Source organism: Eudoraea algarum (assembly GCF_050589645.1).
Lineage (GTDB): Bacteria > Bacteroidota > Bacteroidia > Flavobacteriales > Flavobacteriaceae > JBNGOQ01.
On sequence record NZ_JBNGOQ010000005.1, the window covers coordinates 338,553 to 357,186 of the forward strand.

Annotated in this window: 17 protein-coding genes and 2 tRNA genes; 13 read left to right on the forward strand and 6 right to left on the reverse strand. The window is 44.8% G+C overall.

The genetic code is table 11. The annotated features are described in order from the left end of the window. Nucleotides 1–218 precede the first annotated feature (218 nt). Together gyrA and ACRD67_RS19840 are read left to right on the forward strand one after the other, a co-directional pair. Nucleotides 219–2,750, forward strand: a complete 2,532-nt coding sequence (gyrA, locus tag ACRD67_RS19835; protein WP_430969034.1) for a DNA gyrase subunit A — start codon at nt 219–221, stop codon at nt 2,748–2,750. Nucleotides 2,751–2,786: 36 nt separating this feature from the next. Beyond that, nucleotides 2,787–4,046 carry a tetratricopeptide repeat protein gene (locus ACRD67_RS19840; RefSeq protein ID WP_430969035.1) on the forward strand — a complete coding sequence of 420 codons (1,260 nt, stop codon included), beginning with the start codon at nt 2,787–2,789 and terminating at the stop codon, nt 4,044–4,046. 55 nt (nt 4,047–4,101) lie between these two features. Here ACRD67_RS19840 and ACRD67_RS19845 read toward each other — a convergent pair whose 3' ends face one another. Continuing rightward, complete coding sequence (locus ACRD67_RS19845) at nt 4,102–4,854, reverse strand: C40 family peptidase (RefSeq protein ID WP_430969036.1); 753 nt, start codon at nt 4,852–4,854, stop codon at nt 4,102–4,104. 23 nt (nt 4,855–4,877) lie between these two features. Continuing rightward, nucleotides 4,878–6,056 carry an acetyl-CoA C-acyltransferase gene (locus ACRD67_RS19850; RefSeq protein ID WP_430969037.1) on the reverse strand — a complete coding sequence of 393 codons (1,179 nt, stop codon included), beginning with the start codon at nt 6,054–6,056 and terminating at the stop codon, nt 4,878–4,880. Between the two features lie 119 nt (nt 6,057–6,175). On the opposite strand from ACRD67_RS19850, the gene ACRD67_RS19855 reads away from it, so the two are divergent. From ACRD67_RS19855 to ACRD67_RS19865, 3 genes are all read left to right on the forward strand, one after another. Then, nucleotides 6,176–8,224, forward strand: a complete 2,049-nt coding sequence (locus ACRD67_RS19855) for an HD family phosphohydrolase (protein ID WP_430969038.1) — start codon at nt 6,176–6,178, stop codon at nt 8,222–8,224. 125 nt (nt 8,225–8,349) lie between these two features. Continuing rightward, a tRNA-Ser gene (locus tag ACRD67_RS19860) sits at nt 8,350–8,433 on the forward strand. A gap of 199 nt (nt 8,434–8,632) precedes the next feature. After that, nucleotides 8,633–8,710: transfer RNA gene (locus ACRD67_RS19865), tRNA-Pro, on the forward strand. A gap of 55 nt (nt 8,711–8,765) precedes the next feature. Here ACRD67_RS19865 and ACRD67_RS19870 read toward each other — a convergent pair. The 3 genes from ACRD67_RS19870 to ACRD67_RS19880 form a co-directional block, all read right to left on the reverse strand. Then, the gene (locus ACRD67_RS19870) at nt 8,766–9,182 is read right to left on the reverse strand and encodes a hypothetical protein (protein WP_430969039.1); all 417 of its coding nucleotides are present in this window, start codon (nt 9,180–9,182) and stop codon (nt 8,766–8,768) included. Nucleotides 9,183–9,199: 17 nt separating this feature from the next. Continuing rightward, on the reverse strand, nt 9,200–9,679 hold the full coding sequence (locus tag ACRD67_RS19875) for a GNAT family N-acetyltransferase (protein WP_430969040.1): 480 nt from the start codon (nt 9,677–9,679) through the stop codon (nt 9,200–9,202). 142 nt (nt 9,680–9,821) lie between these two features. After that, complete coding sequence (locus ACRD67_RS19880; protein WP_430969041.1) at nt 9,822–10,874, reverse strand: DUF2911 domain-containing protein; 1,053 nt, start codon at nt 10,872–10,874, stop codon at nt 9,822–9,824. Nucleotides 10,875–11,068: 194 nt separating this feature from the next. Here ACRD67_RS19880 and ACRD67_RS19885 point away from each other — a divergent pair, with 194 nt between their 5' ends. The 8 genes from ACRD67_RS19885 (at nt 11,069) to ACRD67_RS19920 (ending at nt 17,906) form a co-directional block, all read left to right on the forward strand. Continuing rightward, nucleotides 11,069–11,380, forward strand: a complete 312-nt coding sequence (locus tag ACRD67_RS19885; protein WP_430969042.1) for a hypothetical protein — start codon at nt 11,069–11,071, stop codon at nt 11,378–11,380. A 9-nt stretch (nt 11,381–11,389) separates the two neighbouring features. Beyond that, nucleotides 11,390–11,695 (forward strand): ArsR/SmtB family transcription factor, encoded by a 306-nt coding sequence (locus ACRD67_RS19890; RefSeq protein WP_430969043.1) that lies wholly within the window; start codon nt 11,390–11,392, stop codon nt 11,693–11,695. A gap of 1 nt (nt 11,696) precedes the next feature. Further along, nucleotides 11,697–12,164 carry an SRPBCC family protein gene (locus ACRD67_RS19895; protein ID WP_430969044.1) on the forward strand — a complete coding sequence of 156 codons (468 nt, stop codon included), beginning with the start codon at nt 11,697–11,699 and terminating at the stop codon, nt 12,162–12,164. A gap of 30 nt (nt 12,165–12,194) precedes the next feature. Then, entirely contained in the window at nt 12,195–12,953 is a 759-nt protein-coding gene (locus ACRD67_RS19900; protein ID WP_430969045.1) for a M23 family metallopeptidase, read from the forward strand. Nucleotides 12,954–13,289: 336 nt separating this feature from the next. Beyond that, complete coding sequence (locus ACRD67_RS19905; RefSeq protein ID WP_430969046.1) at nt 13,290–13,733, forward strand: c-type cytochrome; 444 nt, start codon at nt 13,290–13,292, stop codon at nt 13,731–13,733. Nucleotides 13,734–13,740: 7 nt separating this feature from the next. Next, on the forward strand, nt 13,741–15,081 hold the full coding sequence (locus tag ACRD67_RS19910; protein WP_430969047.1) for a cbb3-type cytochrome c oxidase subunit I: 1,341 nt from the start codon (nt 13,741–13,743) through the stop codon (nt 15,079–15,081). A 210-nt stretch (nt 15,082–15,291) separates the two neighbouring features. Further along, on the forward strand, nt 15,292–16,116 hold the full coding sequence (locus ACRD67_RS19915; protein ID WP_430969048.1) for a CbbQ/NirQ/NorQ/GpvN family protein: 825 nt from the start codon (nt 15,292–15,294) through the stop codon (nt 16,114–16,116). Between the two features lie 14 nt (nt 16,117–16,130). Next, nucleotides 16,131–17,906: a nitric oxide reductase activation protein NorD gene (locus tag ACRD67_RS19920; RefSeq protein WP_430969049.1), complete on the forward strand. Its 1,776-nt coding sequence runs from the start codon at nt 16,131–16,133 to the stop codon at nt 17,904–17,906. Between the two features lie 141 nt (nt 17,907–18,047). On the opposite strand, the gene ACRD67_RS19925 is transcribed toward ACRD67_RS19920, so the two are convergent. Next, the gene (locus tag ACRD67_RS19925) at nt 18,048–18,593 is read right to left on the reverse strand and encodes a hypothetical protein (protein ID WP_430969050.1); all 546 of its coding nucleotides are present in this window, start codon (nt 18,591–18,593) and stop codon (nt 18,048–18,050) included. Nucleotides 18,594–18,634 lie beyond the last annotated feature (41 nt).

Genomic DNA, 18,634 nt, shown 5'->3' on the forward strand with positions numbered 1-18,634 from the left:
AATCTAGGGCAAATACCGTACCCATATTCGATAAACTAGGTCTAAATGACGAAAAAAACCCCTATTTACAAAAAAATTAACAAGCAAATTATCAACCTGAATAGGCCCCACAGGTGTTAATAAATTCTTTAATAAAGTGTTTTTATATTACTTTGAAAGCTATGATTTTCCGTATATTGGCATGTTTTATTAACCAAGTAAATTTATAAGATTCTAGAATGGCGGAAGGAGAAAAATTGATTCCTATAAACATTGAAGATGAGATGAAATCTGCCTACATTGACTATTCAATGTCGGTCATTGTGTCACGTGCCCTGCCCGATGTCAGGGATGGCTTAAAGCCGGTGCACAGAAGAGTTTTATATGGAATGCACGAGTTGGGGGTTAGATCGAACAGTGCACATAAGAAATCTGCCCGTATTGTTGGGGAAGTTTTGGGAAAATACCACCCGCATGGGGATACCTCGGTGTATGACACCATGGTGCGTATGGCCCAGGAATGGAGTTTGCGTTATATGTTGGTAGACGGACAGGGAAATTTTGGTTCCATAGATGGGGACAGTCCTGCAGCGATGCGTTATACGGAAGCACGTATGCGTAAAATCGCTGATGAAATGTTGTCGGATATCGATAAGGACACTGTAGACCATCAGTTGAATTTTGACGATTCCTTGGAGGAGCCCACGGTACTACCAACCAGAGTGCCCAACCTTTTGGTCAACGGCGCTTCGGGTATAGCCGTTGGTATGGCCACCAACATGCCCCCGCATAATTTGTCGGAAGTGGTAGATGGTACCATAGCATATATAGATAATAGTGAGATAGAGATCGATGAGTTGATTACCCATATAAAAGCGCCGGACTTTCCGACCGGAGGAGTAATCTATGGCTACGATGGTGTAAAGGAGGCCTTTCATACCGGACGTGGACGTGTGGTGATGCGTGCCAGGGCCAATTTTGAAGAGGTGCAGGGCCGCGAATGTATTATTGTTACCGAAATCCCCTATCAGGTCAATAAGGCGGATATGATTAAGAAGACCGCAGATCTGGTCAACGACAAAAAGATCGATGGAATTTCCACCATCCGGGACGAATCGGATAGAAAGGGCATGCGGATCGTGTATATGCTAAAGCGCGATGCCATTCCGAATATTGTTCTCAACACCTTATATAAGTATACGGCCCTACAATCCTCGTTCAGCGTAAACAATATTGCGCTGGTCAAGGGTAGGCCCCAATTGCTCAACGTCAAGGAAATGATCCATCACTTTGTTGAGCACCGCCACGAGGTAGTGGTCCGGAGGACGAAGTTTGAACTTAAGAAAGCCGAGGACCGGGCGCACATTTTGGAAGGCCTTATCATTGCCTCTGATAACATTGATGAGGTTATTGCCATTATCAGGGCTTCTTCCAGTCCGGATGAGGCTAGGGAAAACCTGATGGAACGCTTTAAGCTCACCGAAGTACAGTCCAAGGCCATTGTGGAAATGCGCCTACGCCAGCTTACTGGCCTGGAACAGGACAAATTACGGTCCGAGTACGATGAGCTTATTAAGACCATTGCCGATTTAAAGGACATATTGGACAAGAAAGACCGAAGAATGCAGATCATAAAGGACGAGCTTTTGGAGGTGAAGGAAAAATATGGGGATGCCAGACGTTCCGAAATCAATTTTGCCGGCGGTGACCTGAGCATTGAGGATATGATTCCCGATGAACAAGTGGTCATCACCATTTCGCATGCGGGATATATTAAACGTACCCCGTTGACCGAGTATAAAACCCAGAATAGGGGAGGTGTAGGGCAAAAGGCCTCTTCCACAAGGACCGAGGACTTCCTAGAGCACCTTTTTGTGGGCACCAATCATCAGTATATGTTGTTCTTTACCCAAAAAGGGAAGTGTTTCTGGATGCGCGTATATGAAATACCCGAAGGAAGCAGAACTTCCAAGGGCAGGGCCATTCAGAACCTGATCAATATAGAACAGGACGATAAGGTGAAGGCCTTTATCTGTACGCAGGACCTAAAGGACGAAGATTATGTAAATAGTCACTATGTGATCATGGCCACGAAAAAGGGAACGGTGAAAAAGACTTCCCTGGAACAATATTCCAGGCCAAGACAGAATGGTATCAATGCCATCGGCATACGCGAAGGGGACGAGCTGCTCGAAGCCAAACTTACCACAGGGACCAGTCAAATATTCCTGGGACTCAAATCAGGAAAGGCGATACGATTCGAAGAAAGCAAAACCAGGCCCATGGGGAGAAATGCCTCCGGTGTGCGGGGTATTACCTTGGCCAGTGATTCCGATGAGGTAATCGGTATGATTTCCGTCCATAATTTTGACGATGAAGTCCTGGTCGTCTCGGAAAACGGTTTTGGAAAACGATCCAGCATCGAGGATTACAGAATTACCAACCGGGGAGGTAAGGGCGTGAAAACCATTTCCATTACCGACAAAACGGGAGGACTGGTAGCCATAAAGAATGTCTCGGATTCCGATGACCTAATGATCATTAACAAATCCGGTATTGCCATCCGAATGAGTGTAGAGGATCTTAGGGTGATGGGTAGGGCCACTCAAGGCGTAAAACTCATTAATATCAAGGAAAACGACTCCATAGCGGCAGTGGCCAAGGTCATGAAGGATGATGAGGCCATGGAAGAAGCCGATATCCTTAATATGGAAGTGAATGAAGAAGATGGCACGGGTATTGATAATGATGCTAGCGAAACCAAGGAATAATATAATTAAACACTAATACACTAATTTAAATTTAAGATGAAAACTAAAATTTTAATTCTTGCGGCCATGACGTTTTCCATGGTAGGGATGTCACAAAAGACAGAGATAAAAGCGGCGGAAAAGGCATTAAAGGCTGGTGATGTCGCTACGGCCAAGACCACACTGGAAGGTGCCGCTTCGTTGATTGAAAGTGCCGATCCAAAACTAAAGGCCCAGTACCATTTTGTAAAGGGAAACACCTATTATGACCTGGCCAAGAACGGTGATCTAACAGCTTTTGACGTGGCTATATCTTCGTACAAGGAGACCATTGCAATCGAAGAAAAAGGGAAGGTAAAGTATACCGCTGAGGCCCAACAGAAACTTACGGCAATGACCGCTGATCTCGTGAATGCAGCCGTTGCCGATAACAATGAGAAAAAATTCAAGGAAGCTGCGGAAAAATTGTACCTGGGCTACAAACTTAGTCCCAAGGATACCCTTTATCTATACTATGCGGCAAGTAGTGCGGTGAACGGCGGTCATTACGAAGAAGCACTGGCGTATTATCAAGAACTTAAGGACATAGGGTACGACGGTAGTGGCGTACGATACAGCGGGGTAAACGTAGAAACCGGGGAGGTTCAGGAAATGGACAAGGCACAGAGAGACCTTTTGGTCAAAGCAGGTACGCTCAAGGACCCAAAAGATGAAACAACCCCATCCAAAAGCCCGGAAATTGTGAAGAACATGGCTTTGATATATACCCAATTGGGCCAGGATGACAAGGCTTTGGAAGCCTATGTGGATGCACGGGCCAACGATCCCAATGATGTAAACCTAATTTTGAACGAAGCCAATCTTCATTACAAACTGGGTGATAAGGAAAAATTCAAGGAACTTATGGCCAAGGCCACAGAAATGGCACCGGACAATCCCGATCTACAATATAATATTGGGGTAATCAATATGGAGCAAGGAAATCTGGAAGAAGCTAGGGCAGCGTACAAAAAGGCCTTGGAAATCAATCCGGGCTACATTAACGCCCAATTGAACCTTTCTACCACGTATGTGAACGAAGGAAATGGCCTGATCGATGAAATGAACACCCTTGGAAACTCAAGGGCCGATATTGCCCGATACGACGAGCTTAAGCAGAAAAAGGACGATCTGTTCCTTGAAGGAGCCCAAATATTGGAGGACGCCCTAAAATTGAACCCGGACAACCAGGGAATTCTTTCCCAACTAAAAAACATTTACGGTGCCCTGGGCGATAACGATAATTTCATGCGAATTAAAAAGCTCTTGGGAGAATAACATTAGCTTTTAAACACATTAAAAAGGCCCTGAAATTCATTTCAGGGCCTTTTTTTTAGATTATTTTTTTGATAACCCGCAGCTTATGTGTGTACCTGCCGGTCTCTGTATTAAAAATTCCGGTATGGTCCAAGCGGTCTATTCTCACCTTTCCATGGGCGTGTATTACATAGTTGTTCTTCATAACAAGACCCACATGGTCTATAATTCCCTCGCTATTGTCAAAAAAGACCAGATCCCCTGCCTCACTTTCTTCAATGAAACTCAAGGCTTCGCCCTGGCCGGCCTGTTGGGCAGCATTTCTTGCCAAGGTATGGCCATTGATTTTATAGACCATCTGCGCAAGCCCGGAACAATCTATGCCAAAGGGCGTTTTACCACCCCATAAATACGGCGCGTTAAGAAAGAGCAGTGCGGTATCTATAAGCTTGTCCTTTTCTTGGATACCGCTTACACTTTTGCCCTCATAAGTATGGTCCAGCAAGGATAGGTGTTGCAGGGAAGAACCCAATACCACAGGAATCAGCACGTTATTGCCCGTACTGCAGAAAGAAACCAGATCTGTAGCGATTTTTGTAGGCCTTGCCATATCTAACTCCCCATAGGCTTCAGCGCTCACCAGGGTAAATTGCTTGTTATCTACCCACCCTTCGTACTGATCATAGGCAATGCGTATTCTACTCCAGTCTTTCCGATGTTCGAGCACCTTAAAATGATCTCCGTACAACAGTTGGGTGGTCATTTCGCTTGTATGATCGGCACTTACCCTTACGGGAGTAATACTTAGGTGGCAAATACCGTATTGCATAGGTTTGCTTTACTGCGGAGTATTTATTGTTTTCTTTCCAAAACGATTGCAGATGCACCGCCCCCACCATTGCATATGGCCGCCGCTCCGGTTTTTCCATTGTTTTGTTGCATGACGCTCAGTAAGGTAATGATTATCCTTGCGCCAGAGCACCCTAAAGGATGCCCAAGTGAAACAGCCCCACCGTTCACATTCACGTTGGTATCGGAAAGACCCAAAAGTTTCATATTGGCAAGACCCACAACGGCAAACGCTTCGTTAAATTCAAAATAATCTACCTCCCCGATCGTAATCCCCGCTTTGGCTATGGCTTTGGGCAGGGCCTTTGCAGGCGCTGTGGTAAACCATTTAGGTTCTTGCGCTGCATCGGCATAACTTTTAATGGTGGCCAAGGGTTCCAGGTTCAATTCCTTGGCCTTTTCCGCACTCATCAATACCAGCGCCGCAGCACCATCATTGATTGTCGAGGCGTTGGCAGCGGTTACCGTACCCTCTTTGGTAAAGGCCGGGCGTAGTGCCGGGATTTTTTCAAGTTTTACATTTTTGAATTCCTCATCCTCGGTAACCACAAGGGACTCTCCCCGTCGTTGCGGTACCTCTACGGGAACTACTTCTTGGGCAAACTTCCCGGAGGTCCAGGCATCGGCGGATCGTTGATAGGACTGTACCGCAAAAGCATCCTGGTCTTCCCGACTAAAATCGTGCTCTACAGCACAGGCGTCGGCACATACCCCCATGGCATTTTGATCGTAAACGTCTACCAAACCATCTTTTTGCATGCCGTCTATCAAAGTGGCCGGGCCAAATTTTTGCCCTGTTCGCATATGGACGTAATGTGGAATTAGGCTCATGTTCTCCATACCCCCTGCAACTACGATGGAAGTGTCTCCCAAGGCTATGGATTGTGCCGCCTGCATCACCGATTTCATACCGGAGGCACAGACCTTGTTAATAGTGGTACAAGGAACCGAATCCGGTATTCCTGCATAAATGGCCGCTTGACGCGCCGGGGCCTGGCCCGTTCCGGCCTGGACCACATTGCCCATAAGCACCTCTTCTACCATTTCTGGCCCTAGGTTGATTTTTTCCAAGGCCCCCTTTATGGCTATGGCGCCTAACTTGGGTGCGGGTATACTTGATAAAGTCCCCATAAAACTTCCTATGGGTGTTCTCGCTACGGAGACAATTACTACATCCTTCATATCATTCAAATTTAGCGCTACGAAATTAATAAATTAATGTGCAATGCGGATGGGAATACATGCAAAAGCCCCTTTTTGAATTTATATTTTTCTATTTTTGAGCATAGATACCTTTCCGCATGCGCAAATTCTTGGACGGCTTATATAAAAATCAATCCCTTATATACAAATACTTCCTCTATTTGGTATCTATTTGCTTAATCGTGTTTTTCTTTCCAAGAGGCGGGCAGTTTAAATATGAGTTTCAGAAAGGGAAGCCCTGGCAGTACGATAATCTGAACGCACCCTTTGACTTTTCCATAAAAAAAACAGCTGCGGAGCTGGAGGAGGAACGGCAAGCCATTTTAAATAAGAGAACAGATTATTATGTGTACAACGATACCGTGGTGGAGGAGGCGTACAAGGCCTTTGATCAGCAGTTTTTGAACCGTTTTCCAACGGAAAGGTTCAGCCGGGGGCAGCGCCGATCATTGGAAAATGCAGGGAAGCAGATTTTAGAGGAAATTTATGAAAAAGGCCTGTTGCGGAAGAATGAAAAGGAACAGGCTAGGGAGTGGGTGTACCTCCTACAGGACAACGAGGCCAGGCGAATAGCTTCAACGGAGCTGTTAAGCCTGGAAGAGATTAACCCTATAATACGGAATGTATTGGGAAATCGAGGTCAAGGGAGCTCATTGTCCGCATTTGAGAACCTTTTTGCGGAGATTCTAAGACCCAATGTGTTCTTGGATAGGAACCTCTCACAGAAGGAACAAGAGGACGAGCTTTCCCAAATTTCCTTTACCCGGGGGAATATAGACGAGGGCCAACTTATCATTGCCAAGGGAGAGGTGGTGGAAGCGGAGAACCATAAAATACTCAACTCCCTTAAAGCAGAGTACGAGTCGGAATTGTGGGCCGCAAACAACTTCTATTTCATTTTGTTCGGCTACACCATCCTCGTAGCCCTGGTACTGATGATGCTCCTGCTCTTTCTTAAGAAATACCGAAAGGAGATCTATCGGAACAACACCAAGGTCACCTTTATATTTTTCAATATTCTCCTCATGGTCTTTGTGACCACCTTGGTGGTAAAATATAATGAAAGCTATGTGTTCGTGGTCCCCTTGTGTATTCTTCCCCTAATCCTCAAAACATTTTTTGACGCACGACTAGGGCTTTTTGTCCACGTGCTTACCGTTTTGATTTTGGGTTTTGTGGTACCCAATAGCTTTGAATATATCTTTTTGCAGATCATCGCGGGAATTGTGACGATCCTCACCATATCCGAACTTTACAAACGTGCCAACCTCTTTATTTCGGTGGGCCAGATTACCCTGATATATATCATTGGCTATTTGGCTTTCCATATCATACACGAGGGCAATCTAGAGAACATACAGTGGCTGGTGTTTGGCTTTTTCCTTTTGAACGGAATGATCACCTTGTTTGCACAGCCCCTGATATACATCTATGAAAAGATATTTGGCTTGGTCTCCGATGTTTCGCTTTTGGAACTCTCGGATACAAATTCCAAGTTGTTAAAGGAGCTTTCCAATAAAGCGCCGGGAACCTTTCACCATTCCCTGCAGGTGGCCAATCTTGCCGAAGCAGCGGCGAACGAGATCGGAGCCAACGCCATGTTGGTCAGGGTGGGGGCACTATACCATGACATTGGTAAAATGAACCGCCCCACCTATTTTACAGAAAATCAGGTCACCAGTGTAAACCCCCATGATGAACTATCGCCCAAGGACAGCGCCAAAATCATCATAGACCATGTCATAGAGGGTATTGAAATCGCTAGAAAAAACAGACTCCCAGACCGGGTGATCGATTTTATCCGCACCCATCATGGGACCAATCTGGTCTTCTATTTTTACAAAAGACAGCAAGAGCGGCATGAAGGGGTGGACGAAGCCGACTTTAGATATCCGGGGCCCGTACCCTTTTCCAAGGAGACGGCAATCCTGATGATGGCCGATTCCGTGGAAGCGGCCTCAAAAAGCCTTAAGAACCCTACCTTTTTGATGATCAGCGAGTTTGTGGACAAGATTGTTGCCGGGCAAATGCAGGCCAATCAATTTCTGAACGCAAACATTACTTTTAAGGAAATTGAGATCATTAAAAAAATACTGAAACAAAAGTTGACCAATATCTATCACTTGCGTGTGGAGTACCCGGAATAAAAGGTTTGCAACAGGTCATAATTCACGTAAAAAAATATAAAAATAGTTGCGTTCTAATGTATGAAGAAGTACATTTGCATCCGCTTTTTCACCTATAGTTATAGGGTTAGGTCTTTGAAAATACAGGAGAGGTGCCGGAGTGGTAACGGAGCAGATTGCTAATCTGTCGACGCGTAAGTGTCGCCCGGGTTCGAGTCCCGGTCTCTCCGCTTTTTCTTTTTTTATTTTTTTCGAATTTTTATCAGTTAAGGTGTAGTTCTCCTTGAAATCTGCACCATTTTGGGCTGTAGTTCTCCTTCGCTTTGGAAAAAGCTGTGGCGAACAAGCTCCGCACGGTTATCGCGCCACGGCGCTGCCATGTCCTTTGATCGGGATTTGGTTATTGACAAATTGAAATTTACACCATTTCGGGGTGTAGCGTAGCCCGGTTATCGCGCCTGCTTTGGGAGCAGGAGGTCGCAGGTTCGAATCCTGCCACCCCGACCAAAAAAGCTGGACAAATTTTTGTTCAGCTTTTTTTGTTTCCCTTCATTCCCTTCATTTACTTCTTTGATAGCTTCCCAGCTATTTTTCCACCTAACCACGCCATCGGAATATAGGCAACTAGGATGTCTAGTACCGCGAACCAGGTGGGTCCTGGCAAGATGTAGTTGACCCATATGCCTCCCAGCAGGAACAAACCACCAATGGCCAGCGCGAATTTCATTTTGTGATTGACCGCTATCCAACCCGCCAGGAAGGCACCGATCAGGGTCCCCAAAGCATGGGCGAGAAAGGGAAATATAAAATGGTGTGAAGCTAAATTGGGCATCGCGGTAGCCAAGGCGTCCATATCATTGGGATCTACACCTTCTATGGGAAATACGGTATGACCCAGCATTACCAGTCCCATATTGATTACACTGCCCCCCAGCCATCCCAGGATTACGGCCAGGATATTTCTAAGTATTGGATTCATAGTGGTTGGTTTTACGATTATTTAGTGTTAAGGACATATGAAAAATGTACTGCTTGTAGTTCCTTGGTCGGTTTCATGGCACGATAAAAATCCAGCGCATGCGCATCGGCCATATCTGCCTGAACAAATACTTCCTCAAACCCTTTTTCCCTGCAAAACGCATTTGTGGCTGCAATCAATTTCCGACCTATTCCGCGCCGCTGCATGTTGGTAGCCACGGCCAGGTCATACATATAGGCCTGGGGCATTTCCAAATAATACTGTTCCAAAACATAGGCCGTTAAACCGCCGACAACCTTGTTATCGAATATGGCAACAAACACCAAAAAGTTTGACCGATTCAGCAATTCCTGCAAATGACTTGAACTGGGCATGGAGAAGTCCTTCATTTCAAATACCTTCTCAAACAGCCCGATCAGTTCCATAAACCTCTGCAGGTCGTTCTTGCCTAGTTTAGCAATTTTCAATTGATCAGTGGTTTCGCTATTTTCATTCATTCCTTAGTATCCATTAATTGTGCGCTTAAAGCACAAGGGAGGGCTAAAGCGCATTTCCGTTGTTCCTCTAAGATAACAAATCTGCGATGTCCCTAAAGTATTATCGGCAAAGTGGGTGTAAATTTTGAAATCAACAAGCAAACTACAATGTTGCTATGCTATTTTGTATTTGTGCCTTTCTGTCTTCTGGGGCATACTTGATTGCAGTTTCAAAGGCTTTGAGGGCATCCTTCTTTTTCCCTAGGCCTTTGAGGGCATTGCCCCTGTTAAAATGTGCCCGCCAATAGCTGTTGTTTTTCTTTAAAGCCTGCCTAAAAACGAACTCTGCCCCATCAAAATCTTCCTGCTTGAGCAATCTACGGCCATAGCGTTCCAAATGAATTTCATCCCCTACTTCTACGGCTCTTTGTATCGCCGCCTCGGCCCCTTTTTCGTCGCCTTGTTGAGTTAACAGTTTTGCCTTTACATCCCAATTGGAGAAATTCTCCCGGAGTGCAATGGACCGGTCTATCCATTGCAGGGCTTCTTCGGTATTGATTTTATACTCCGCGCAATAGTCGGCCGCCTGGCACCAACTGAACCACTCCCAATACGCATCGGAGCGCAGTTGTTTTCGAATATTGTCCAAAGCGATCTGATCAATATCAAGACTTAGATTAAATTCGGCACGCTTATTTCCCCAGCTAAGAACAACCGAAGCACCGTCCCGTCCGCGATGGTCAAAGTCAAAACTCATCCATTCCTTTTTCTCGTCCGTGTTTACCGCGGGTACCGTAATGCGCAAAGCATCTTCTTTTTCTAAATAGAAATAGCTTCCCCATGAGGTGTGGTTTTTGGAAAAAATAAAGGTCCACTGATTTTCCTCCGGCAGAAGATGGAGGCCATAACTGCCCGCTTCCAGTTTTTGTCCCTCAATGTGTACATCATCCGTAATGGTAAATACGGTATTCTCATTGGCTCCGGCACGCCACACTTTACCATAAGGGACCAGTTTCCCCCATATTTCCCTACCCTTTGCCCCGGGACTGTGATAACTTATGGTGATATCCGTATATCCAATGCGCTGGATAATGGTCGATTGCTGACTTTTATCGGGCAGGACAATTGGGTTGTGAATATTAAAGTGTTGTGCGCTTAATTCCGTAAGGAAAAACGAAAAAGCTAAAATCGATAAAACGGATAGGGAATTTTTCATGTCATTTTTTTTCTATTCACGTTTGTTTAAGGCCTTAGAGCAATTATTCTGGGGTATTGAAAATCAATTCCAAAGCTACACATTTTCCATTTACCTATACAAAAACATTCAATCATTTAGTTGAATGTAAATAAAAATGATATCTTTATAGAAAACAAACAAGGAAGTTTCAAATCAACAAAAAGTTAAGCATCATGAAAGCAGTTAAAGTGCAATACACCGTTAGACCCGAGTATGTTGAGGAAAATAAGAGAAACATTCAAAAAGTAATGGACGCCTTGTTGGCCCATCCCATCAACGGAATGCAGTATTCATCCTATACGGATAACGATAATCCAAATACCTTTATCCATATCAATATGGCAAAGGATGCGGAAACCATGTCCGAATTAAATAATATAAAAGCGTTCCAGGAATTCAGGACCGCTTTGCGGGAAAGTCAACCGCTATCGGCACCGTTAGCCACCCAATTAAATCTTGTGGCCGCTGGCTTCAAGCTGTCTTAAACAGGTCCTATGGAAAAAGTATTTTCGGCCCTTGCCGATGGTAATAGAAGAAAAATCATTGAATGTTTATATGAAAAGGATTCTACCTTGTTGGAGCTCACCGAGAAGTTTCCTATTTCCTTTCAGGCCATAAGTAAGCACATAAGGATTCTTGAAAATGCGGAAATCGTCCTTAAGGAAAAAAAGGGAAAGTACAGGATATTGTCCTTGAACAGGAAGGCGTTGCGGCCAACGCTTAAATGGATTTCCTACTATTCCAACTTTTGGAACGAATCTTTTGACAAATTGGAGGAACAGATTGGAAATCAAAATTAGTATGGGAACTACCGTTAACAATATCTATGTAGATAGGGTCTTTAAATGTAGCGTACGCGAGCTCTTCAACTGGATTACCGAACCCAAATTACTGGCAAAATGGTTTGGGCCACAACACGTATCAGTAGGCCATGTCACCGCAAATGTGAAGGTAGGGGGAAGTTACCAAATAGAACTGCTTAAGTCCCATGGCGGATGTTTCTTGATAGAGGGGGATTATCTGGAAATAGAGCGACCATATAAGTTGCGCTTCAGTTTTAAATACAAGGGAATCAAAAATCCTCCCCCGGACAGCATGGTGAAAATAACCATTAAAGAAATTGATTCCAGTACTTCCAACTTATCTTTGGTACAAGAATTTGAAACTACCCCGCCCGATATGGAAAACAGAACAAAAGCCTGGAGGCATATGCTTGGTCGGCTAAGCAAAGAAGTGAAAGCAGGCAGCAAGACAGGGAATACAACATAAGCTATGGAATTAGGTGAAAAATTTTCAAGATTGCTTAAACAAGTCCCGATCATAAAAGACGTATCCATATACCTGCTTCTTACTGCGTTTGTGCTGTTGTGTGCCTGTACCAGCGTTTCAGAGACCAACAGCATTGTTATCCCACCTTCTAGAGGGAATTCTACGGAAAATGGCAATAACAACAATGGCAATGTGGTCCAAGGCTGTATAGAACGTACTCCACCCACGGAAGTTCCGGTTTTTGATACCGGAACCACTTTTCCAGAATGGTCTAGCTCGGAATACGTATTGCCCTATGCGATAGGGTCAACATTTTTTGTCAACCAAGGGAACAATTCGGGCTTTGGACATAGTGGGTTTTGGAAGTACGGATATGACTTTACGATGAACATAGGGACCGAGATTTTCGCGGCAAGAGCCGGTGTTGTGGTGCATGCCAATGATGGAACTGCCGATGGAAACCCCAATGGCACCAACCTGATTACTATTCAACATAGCGATGGCACGGTAGCATTGTATTCCCATTTAACAAATAATGGTGTTTTGGTGCAGGTAGGGGATTCCATAAAACAGGGGAGCCTCATAGGCCTAAGTGGGAATACGGGGAATACCGGAGGACTTCCCCACCTGCATTTCTCGGTGCACCCCTGTTCGGGCCTGCCTGGCTTGCCCAATGAGACCAATTGTCCAACAAGCCCGGTGACCTTTAATAATACAGAGGCCAACCCGAGTGGTCTCGGCACTTGGCAGTGCTACACGGCTTTGGCATTTGAAAAAGATAGGTCCTAGCAATTCACTACCCTTCAAATGAAGCCTGTTAAAAAATATATGGACACGCGCGCAGAACGTTTTACGGGGCCTTAAGGTAAATGGTGCCTTCCGTAAATTGAGCATCAATCCGTTATAAATGCAGGTCTGTTGCTGCCTTGCATACATTTTCTCTCTCCCCAAAGAACCTTTCACCCAAAAACTTCTAGGTATTGGCCTTGGCTACCATAGGTTTTTTAAATTGATTTAATTTCTGCGGCATGATAAAAGTCATGTTTTTCCAGGGAAGGAAGCACTTATTTTTACAAATTAAAGGATAAAAAGATCTTTTTATGTTTAATTAAACCAACGTAAATTATGTTATCAAAAAAACAAGCGCGTGCTTTCTTTCTTGGGGGAACGGTGGTGACCTTTCTGATTTTTATCGGACTTACCATTTTTTCATTTAGTAAGAGCCAAGATCAATCTAATTACGAGAACATTACGGAACAAGTGGTCCGGGGAAAACATCTATGGGAAGCCAATAACTGTATGGGATGCCATACCATATTGGGCGAAGGTGCCTATTATGCGCCCGAACTGACGAAGGTAATAGACCGACGGGGCAAGGGCTATATCAAAGCCGTTTTAACCACTCCGGTACCCTGGGAGCCCAATGGTAGAAAAATGGTCGCCTATGGCTTCTCTGATGAAGAGGCCGCAGACCTGATCGCCTTTTTTGACTGGATAGATGATATAGATCTCAACGGGTTTGATACCGTAGTATCCCCATTGGCAAAAGATAAAAAAGAAACTAAATAAAACCACCATGAAATACAAATCACAAAAAGTAGCGTACTGGTTTTTTGCATTGGCCATGCTGCTACTAGTTTTACAGTTAACCTATGGCTTCATCATGGGTTTTGCCCGCATCGGACTCGATGGGCTCCATGACTTTATCCCTTTTAACACCGCACGGGCGGTACATACCAATTTATTGGTTGTTTGGCTTTTGACCGGGTTTATGGGCGCCGCATATTACATTATCCCGGAAGAGGCCCAACGGGAATTGGTCAATGTTAAACTTGCCTACGTACAGCTGATCTCTTTGGCGGTGGTAGGCGTAGCCGCTGTAATCGGATATCACTTCAACTGGTGGGAGGGGCGTAAGTTTTTGGAAATACCCCGGCAATTGGACTATTTGGTCGTTGTCAATGTCCTCTTGTTTTTAGGATTGATATTGGCCACCTTGTTCAAGGGAAAACGAAGAACCACTACCGCCTTGGTGTTGTCCATGGGCCTGTTGTTCGCGGCATTATTGTACCTCCCCGGTATGCTGCCCTTTGACAGTCAGGTGATGGACTCATTCTTTCGATGGTGGGTGGTACATTTATGGGTAGAAGGCGTCTGGGAACTGATCATGGGGGGTATTTTGTCCTTCTTGTTGATCAAACTTACCGGAGTTGATCGGGAAGTCATTGAAAAATGGCTGTATGTCATTGTTGGCCTAACGTTCCTGTCCGGTGTTTTGGGAACCGGACACCATTACTATTATATAGGCGTAAATAAAATTTGGCTGATCGTAGGAGGAATCTTCTCCGCTTTGGAACCCTTGGCGTTTTTGGCCATGGCGTTGTTCGCCGTAAACATGTACCGTAAAGGGGAGAAAAGACACCCAAACAAACTGGCCTTGTACTGGACCCTGGGTGCTGCCATAGTATCCTTTTTGGGAGCTGGGCTACTGGGTTTTGCCCATACATTGCCCCAAACCAATCTATACACCCATGGTACCTTGGTCACTGCCATGCACGGTCACCTCGCGTTTTGGGGTGCTTATGCCATGATCGTACTGGCCATAATTAGCTATAGCCTGCCCAATATGACGGGTAGAAAACTATATCAGAGTACGCGTGGCCGAATGGCATTTTGGCTTTCCAATATCGGGATGATCGGTATGACGGTGGCCTTTGGTGTCGCCGGTGTTGCCCAGGTGTACCTGGAACGTAAATTCAAAATGGAATTTATGCAGGTTCAAAATGAAATCAGTATCCATTTCGTAGTACTTCTTATTTGTGCTACCATACTGACCTTGGGCATCTTACTCTATATAACGGACTTTATAAAACATGGCCGCCCCAATGATGAGGCCATGGAAATCAGAACCATTTAAATTCAAATGGCCTATACCAAAATTTATGGTATGGAATTTTACCAAGTTTGAGGTTGGTAGGCCATAACACCGGATAAACAAGTTTTGAAAGCAATACACATTGCGGAGGCGAACACCGCAATACATAGGGTAACTGCCTTGCTCATGCCTAACCGGCATACCCTATGGTATTGCTTTTTAAAACTTGTTCTAATTAAAAAATAGGATGTAATGCTAAAGACATTGGAAGAAAAAAAAGAAAGGGAACCGATACCACCCTTAAAACCAAAGCCCTACTACCGACCTATCGGAAAGGAAATGGACGTTTTTGAACATGCGTACCAAAATAAAATCCCCTTTTTGTTAAAAGGACCTACCGGTACGGGAAAGTCCAGGTTTATTGAATTCATGGCCCACAAATTGGGGAAAACCCTGATTACGGTGAGCTGTCACGAGGAAACATCATCCACTGACTTGATTGGGCGGTATATCATCAAAGGAGCCGAAACGGTATGGTTGGACGGTCCTCTCACCATCGCAGTCAAGACCGGTGCTATTTTGTATCTGGATGAAATTGCCGAGGCAAGACCGGACATTATTGTTGCCATTCATTCGCTTACCGATCACCGGCGCGAGCTATTTATCGATAAATTGGGACAGACCATAAAGGCGCATGGCGATTTTATGTTGGTGGCCTCCTTCAATCCCGGATATCAACGCGGGTTCAAAGAATTGAAACCCTCCACCAGACAGCGTTTTGTAGCCGTTACCTTTAATTATCCGAAAGCCAAGGCCGAAACGGAAATACTCATAAACGAAACCGAAATACTTTCCGCGGATGCGAAAAAATTGGTAAACATTGCCAATAAGATCAGGAACCTGACCGAATTGGGGTTGGCAGAAACCGTTTCCACCCGTTTGTTGGTGGATGCCGCAAAATTGATCCGAACCGGCCTGCCCAAGCGTTTGGCCGTACATGTAGCCGTAGTGGAACCGCTTACGGATGATGAGGAAGTCATCAACGCGCTTAATGACCTGTGTGACCTAATGATCTAGCAATACGAAATGTTATGTTCGAATTTGAACCGGACGAGTATATCTTTACCAAGTTTGCCCACTATTTCAAACGGCGCCAAAAACGAAAGGAAGCGAATTTGGCGCATGTAGCGAAACTGAGTGATATGAACGCCCGTTTAACTATTTTGGCCCGCGCCATTACGGGGAGGCCCATAACTATCTATGCCGCTGAAAGGGAGGGAGGTTATAAAAATGACAACTTTTTCCTGCCCACAAAATTTTCTGCCTTCCCCACTCTGGAAGAGAATGTATCGTTTTACCTGTTCCGCGTCCTATACCTAGCCCTTCAAAAGAATCTGGATCTGAACTGGAAAGATGCCTTGGAACACCCCATCAAGGAATCCAGGGAACGGGCTCTTGACAGTTCACAAATGGTATTGGAACGTTTGTTCGAGGAATTTCCTATCACGCAAAAATACCACCAAAAGTTCCTTCGGCACTATTCCGAAAAAACCAAGACCGGAGCACTTTCCGATTTTTCATTTATATACGGAAAATGGATGTGCAATTCCGCCGAGGTACCCGAGAAGGGCCGTTTAAACGATTTTTCGGAAAAAGTTAAAAAGGCTGACAAGGATCAACCCAAAACCATATTAAAAGCCAATGCCGTGGAAGAAATCATTTCGGTTCAGGTAGATGAAAAACAGGTCGAGGATGCGGTTTTACAACATCAATTCGAAAAGGTGGAAACTGCGGATGAATTTGGGGGAAATTTTAGGAATATGGACGGAGAAGACGAATTGGAAGACCATGCCAATGCCCTGGAAGATCTAAACATGAAATATACGGTGAGAGTGGATGATACCGCACATTCAGTATACCAGGCCGATTTTGTGGAGAATACTACCATAGCCGAGAGTGCGGAAAAGAATAACAGCGGCTATTTTGTGTACTATGATGAGTGGGATTATGCGAAACGTAGGTACCGGGAAGATTTTTGCAAAGTCTACCCTAAAACCATCTTAAAAACAGATGTGGACTATTACAAAAAGGCCCTTTCCAAAAACCGCTCCACCTTATTGGGCCTGCGCAAAATGCTCACCACAGTGAACAATAAATACAGACAACAACGTAGACAAACACAAGGGGAGGAGTTTGATCTGGATGCCATTACCGATCTGCTGGTAGACGTTAAATCGGGCCATACGCCTCTCGAAAAAATATACCTTTCGAAACGAAAGAAAGAAAAGGACCTTTCCATTTTATTGCTGTTGGATGTTAGTCTCTCCAGTGATGCCTATGCCGCAGGCAACCGAATCATAGATGTCGAAAAACAAGTTTCCATTTTGTTCGGTGAAATATTGGAAGAGTTCCATATAGACTTTTCCATCAATGCCTTTTATTCCAAGACCAGGAACCATTCTACCTATATCACAATGAAAGGCTTTGACGAGGAATGGAGTAGGGCCAAGTTTAAGATAGGAACCGTAGAACCCAGCGGTTACACCCGTATTGGTCCTGCATTGCGCCATTCCGGTGCGCTCTTGGACGCAAGAAATACCAAGAACAAATGGGTCATCCTTATTTCGGACGGTAAGCCCAATGATTATGACAGGTATGAGGGTGCCTACGGCATCAACGACATAAAACAGGCCTTAAGGGAGCTCAACGAACGGCAAATTAATTCGTATGCCCTGGCCATAGAGGCCGAGGCCAAATATTATTTGCCGCAAATGTTTGGGCAAAACCACTACCAAATTTTGACTACCCCTTTGGAACTGCTACAGTCCTTGGTGAAATTGTATGAAAGGATCAAGCATCAAAGCTAGAAGCGCGGTATGGATTACCAAGCACCTATGCCATCCATAAGGGTTTAGCGCAGAGAAATATGACCAGTTTATACCACAGGAAGACCATGTTGTTTTAGCTAGGGAAAGGATTGCCATATAGCACAACCTTACCAGCAACACTTATTCGATCCGGGTATAAATTCTTTCGTGGGTAAGCGCCCAATTTTCCCCATAATCCGTTGACAAATAGGACGAAAATTCGAATCGCTTGGCACTCTGGACGGTTAGTAGGTATCTGGATTGCAGCCTTTTCACCTCTTTATTGCGATACCAGTAAACTACTACCTTACCATCGCTGATCTCACCATCCAAAATTGAAAAAGAATTGTGCTCCGAGTCCAAAATGGACATTTGGACACCGGTGGAGTCCTTGCCAATGATTAGTACTTCCCGGGCATAATCTTTGCCCCTATATGTTCCCCTAAAGGATTCTTTGATTCCACAACCACTGATGAGGTCCGTTATTTTTGATTTGCCCTGGTTGGTTTCATAGTTTCCAGGAGAGGTTCTGTCCTTGGTCTGTACGCTCCATTCCCCAAGTAGTTGACCAAGGTGTCCGTATACCAAATTTTGACAGCTAAAGTTAGCCTCCTGGGCCCTAGTACCCCAGGCTGTTAGGAGTACCACTAGGAAGAGGGAAATATAGTTTGGGATGGTTGTTTTCATCTTTTGTTTTAAGTTTTATCCGCTGTAGCGGCTGTTTTTTG

What these genes read in the sequence shown, in the direction of transcription:
- ACRD67_RS19870 (WP_430969039.1), bottom strand. Translation starts at nt 9,182, where the DNA reads ATGAATCCAATACTTAGAAATATCCTGGCCGTAATCCTGGGATGGCTG.
- ACRD67_RS19920 (WP_430969049.1), top strand. Translation starts at nt 16,131, where the DNA reads ATGTTCGAATTTGAACCGGACGAGTATATCTTTACCAAGTTTGCCCAC.
- ACRD67_RS19840 (WP_430969035.1), top strand. Translation starts at nt 2,787, where the DNA reads ATGAAAACTAAAATTTTAATTCTTGCGGCCATGACGTTTTCCATGGTA.
- ACRD67_RS19885 (WP_430969042.1), top strand. Translation starts at nt 11,069, where the DNA reads ATGAAAGCAGTTAAAGTGCAATACACCGTTAGACCCGAGTATGTTGAG.
- ACRD67_RS19925 (WP_430969050.1), bottom strand. Translation starts at nt 18,593, where the DNA reads ATGAAAACAACCATCCCAAACTATATTTCCCTCTTCCTAGTGGTACTC.
- ACRD67_RS19845 (WP_430969036.1), bottom strand. Translation starts at nt 4,854, where the DNA reads ATGCAATACGGTATTTGCCACCTAAGTATTACTCCCGTAAGGGTAAGT.
- ACRD67_RS19895 (WP_430969044.1), top strand. Translation starts at nt 11,697, where the DNA reads ATGGGAACTACCGTTAACAATATCTATGTAGATAGGGTCTTTAAATGT.
- ACRD67_RS19905 (WP_430969046.1), top strand. Translation starts at nt 13,290, where the DNA reads ATGTTATCAAAAAAACAAGCGCGTGCTTTCTTTCTTGGGGGAACGGTG.
- ACRD67_RS19875 (WP_430969040.1), bottom strand. Translation starts at nt 9,679, where the DNA reads ATGAATGAAAATAGCGAAACCACTGATCAATTGAAAATTGCTAAACTA.
- ACRD67_RS19880 (WP_430969041.1), bottom strand. Translation starts at nt 10,874, where the DNA reads ATGAAAAATTCCCTATCCGTTTTATCGATTTTAGCTTTTTCGTTTTTC.
- ACRD67_RS19890 (WP_430969043.1), top strand. Translation starts at nt 11,390, where the DNA reads ATGGAAAAAGTATTTTCGGCCCTTGCCGATGGTAATAGAAGAAAAATC.
- gyrA (WP_430969034.1), top strand. Translation starts at nt 219, where the DNA reads ATGGCGGAAGGAGAAAAATTGATTCCTATAAACATTGAAGATGAGATG.
- ACRD67_RS19915 (WP_430969048.1), top strand. Translation starts at nt 15,292, where the DNA reads ATGCTAAAGACATTGGAAGAAAAAAAAGAAAGGGAACCGATACCACCC.
- ACRD67_RS19850 (WP_430969037.1), bottom strand. Translation starts at nt 6,056, where the DNA reads ATGAAGGATGTAGTAATTGTCTCCGTAGCGAGAACACCCATAGGAAGT.
- ACRD67_RS19910 (WP_430969047.1), top strand. Translation starts at nt 13,741, where the DNA reads ATGAAATACAAATCACAAAAAGTAGCGTACTGGTTTTTTGCATTGGCC.
- ACRD67_RS19855 (WP_430969038.1), top strand. Translation starts at nt 6,176, where the DNA reads ATGCGCAAATTCTTGGACGGCTTATATAAAAATCAATCCCTTATATAC.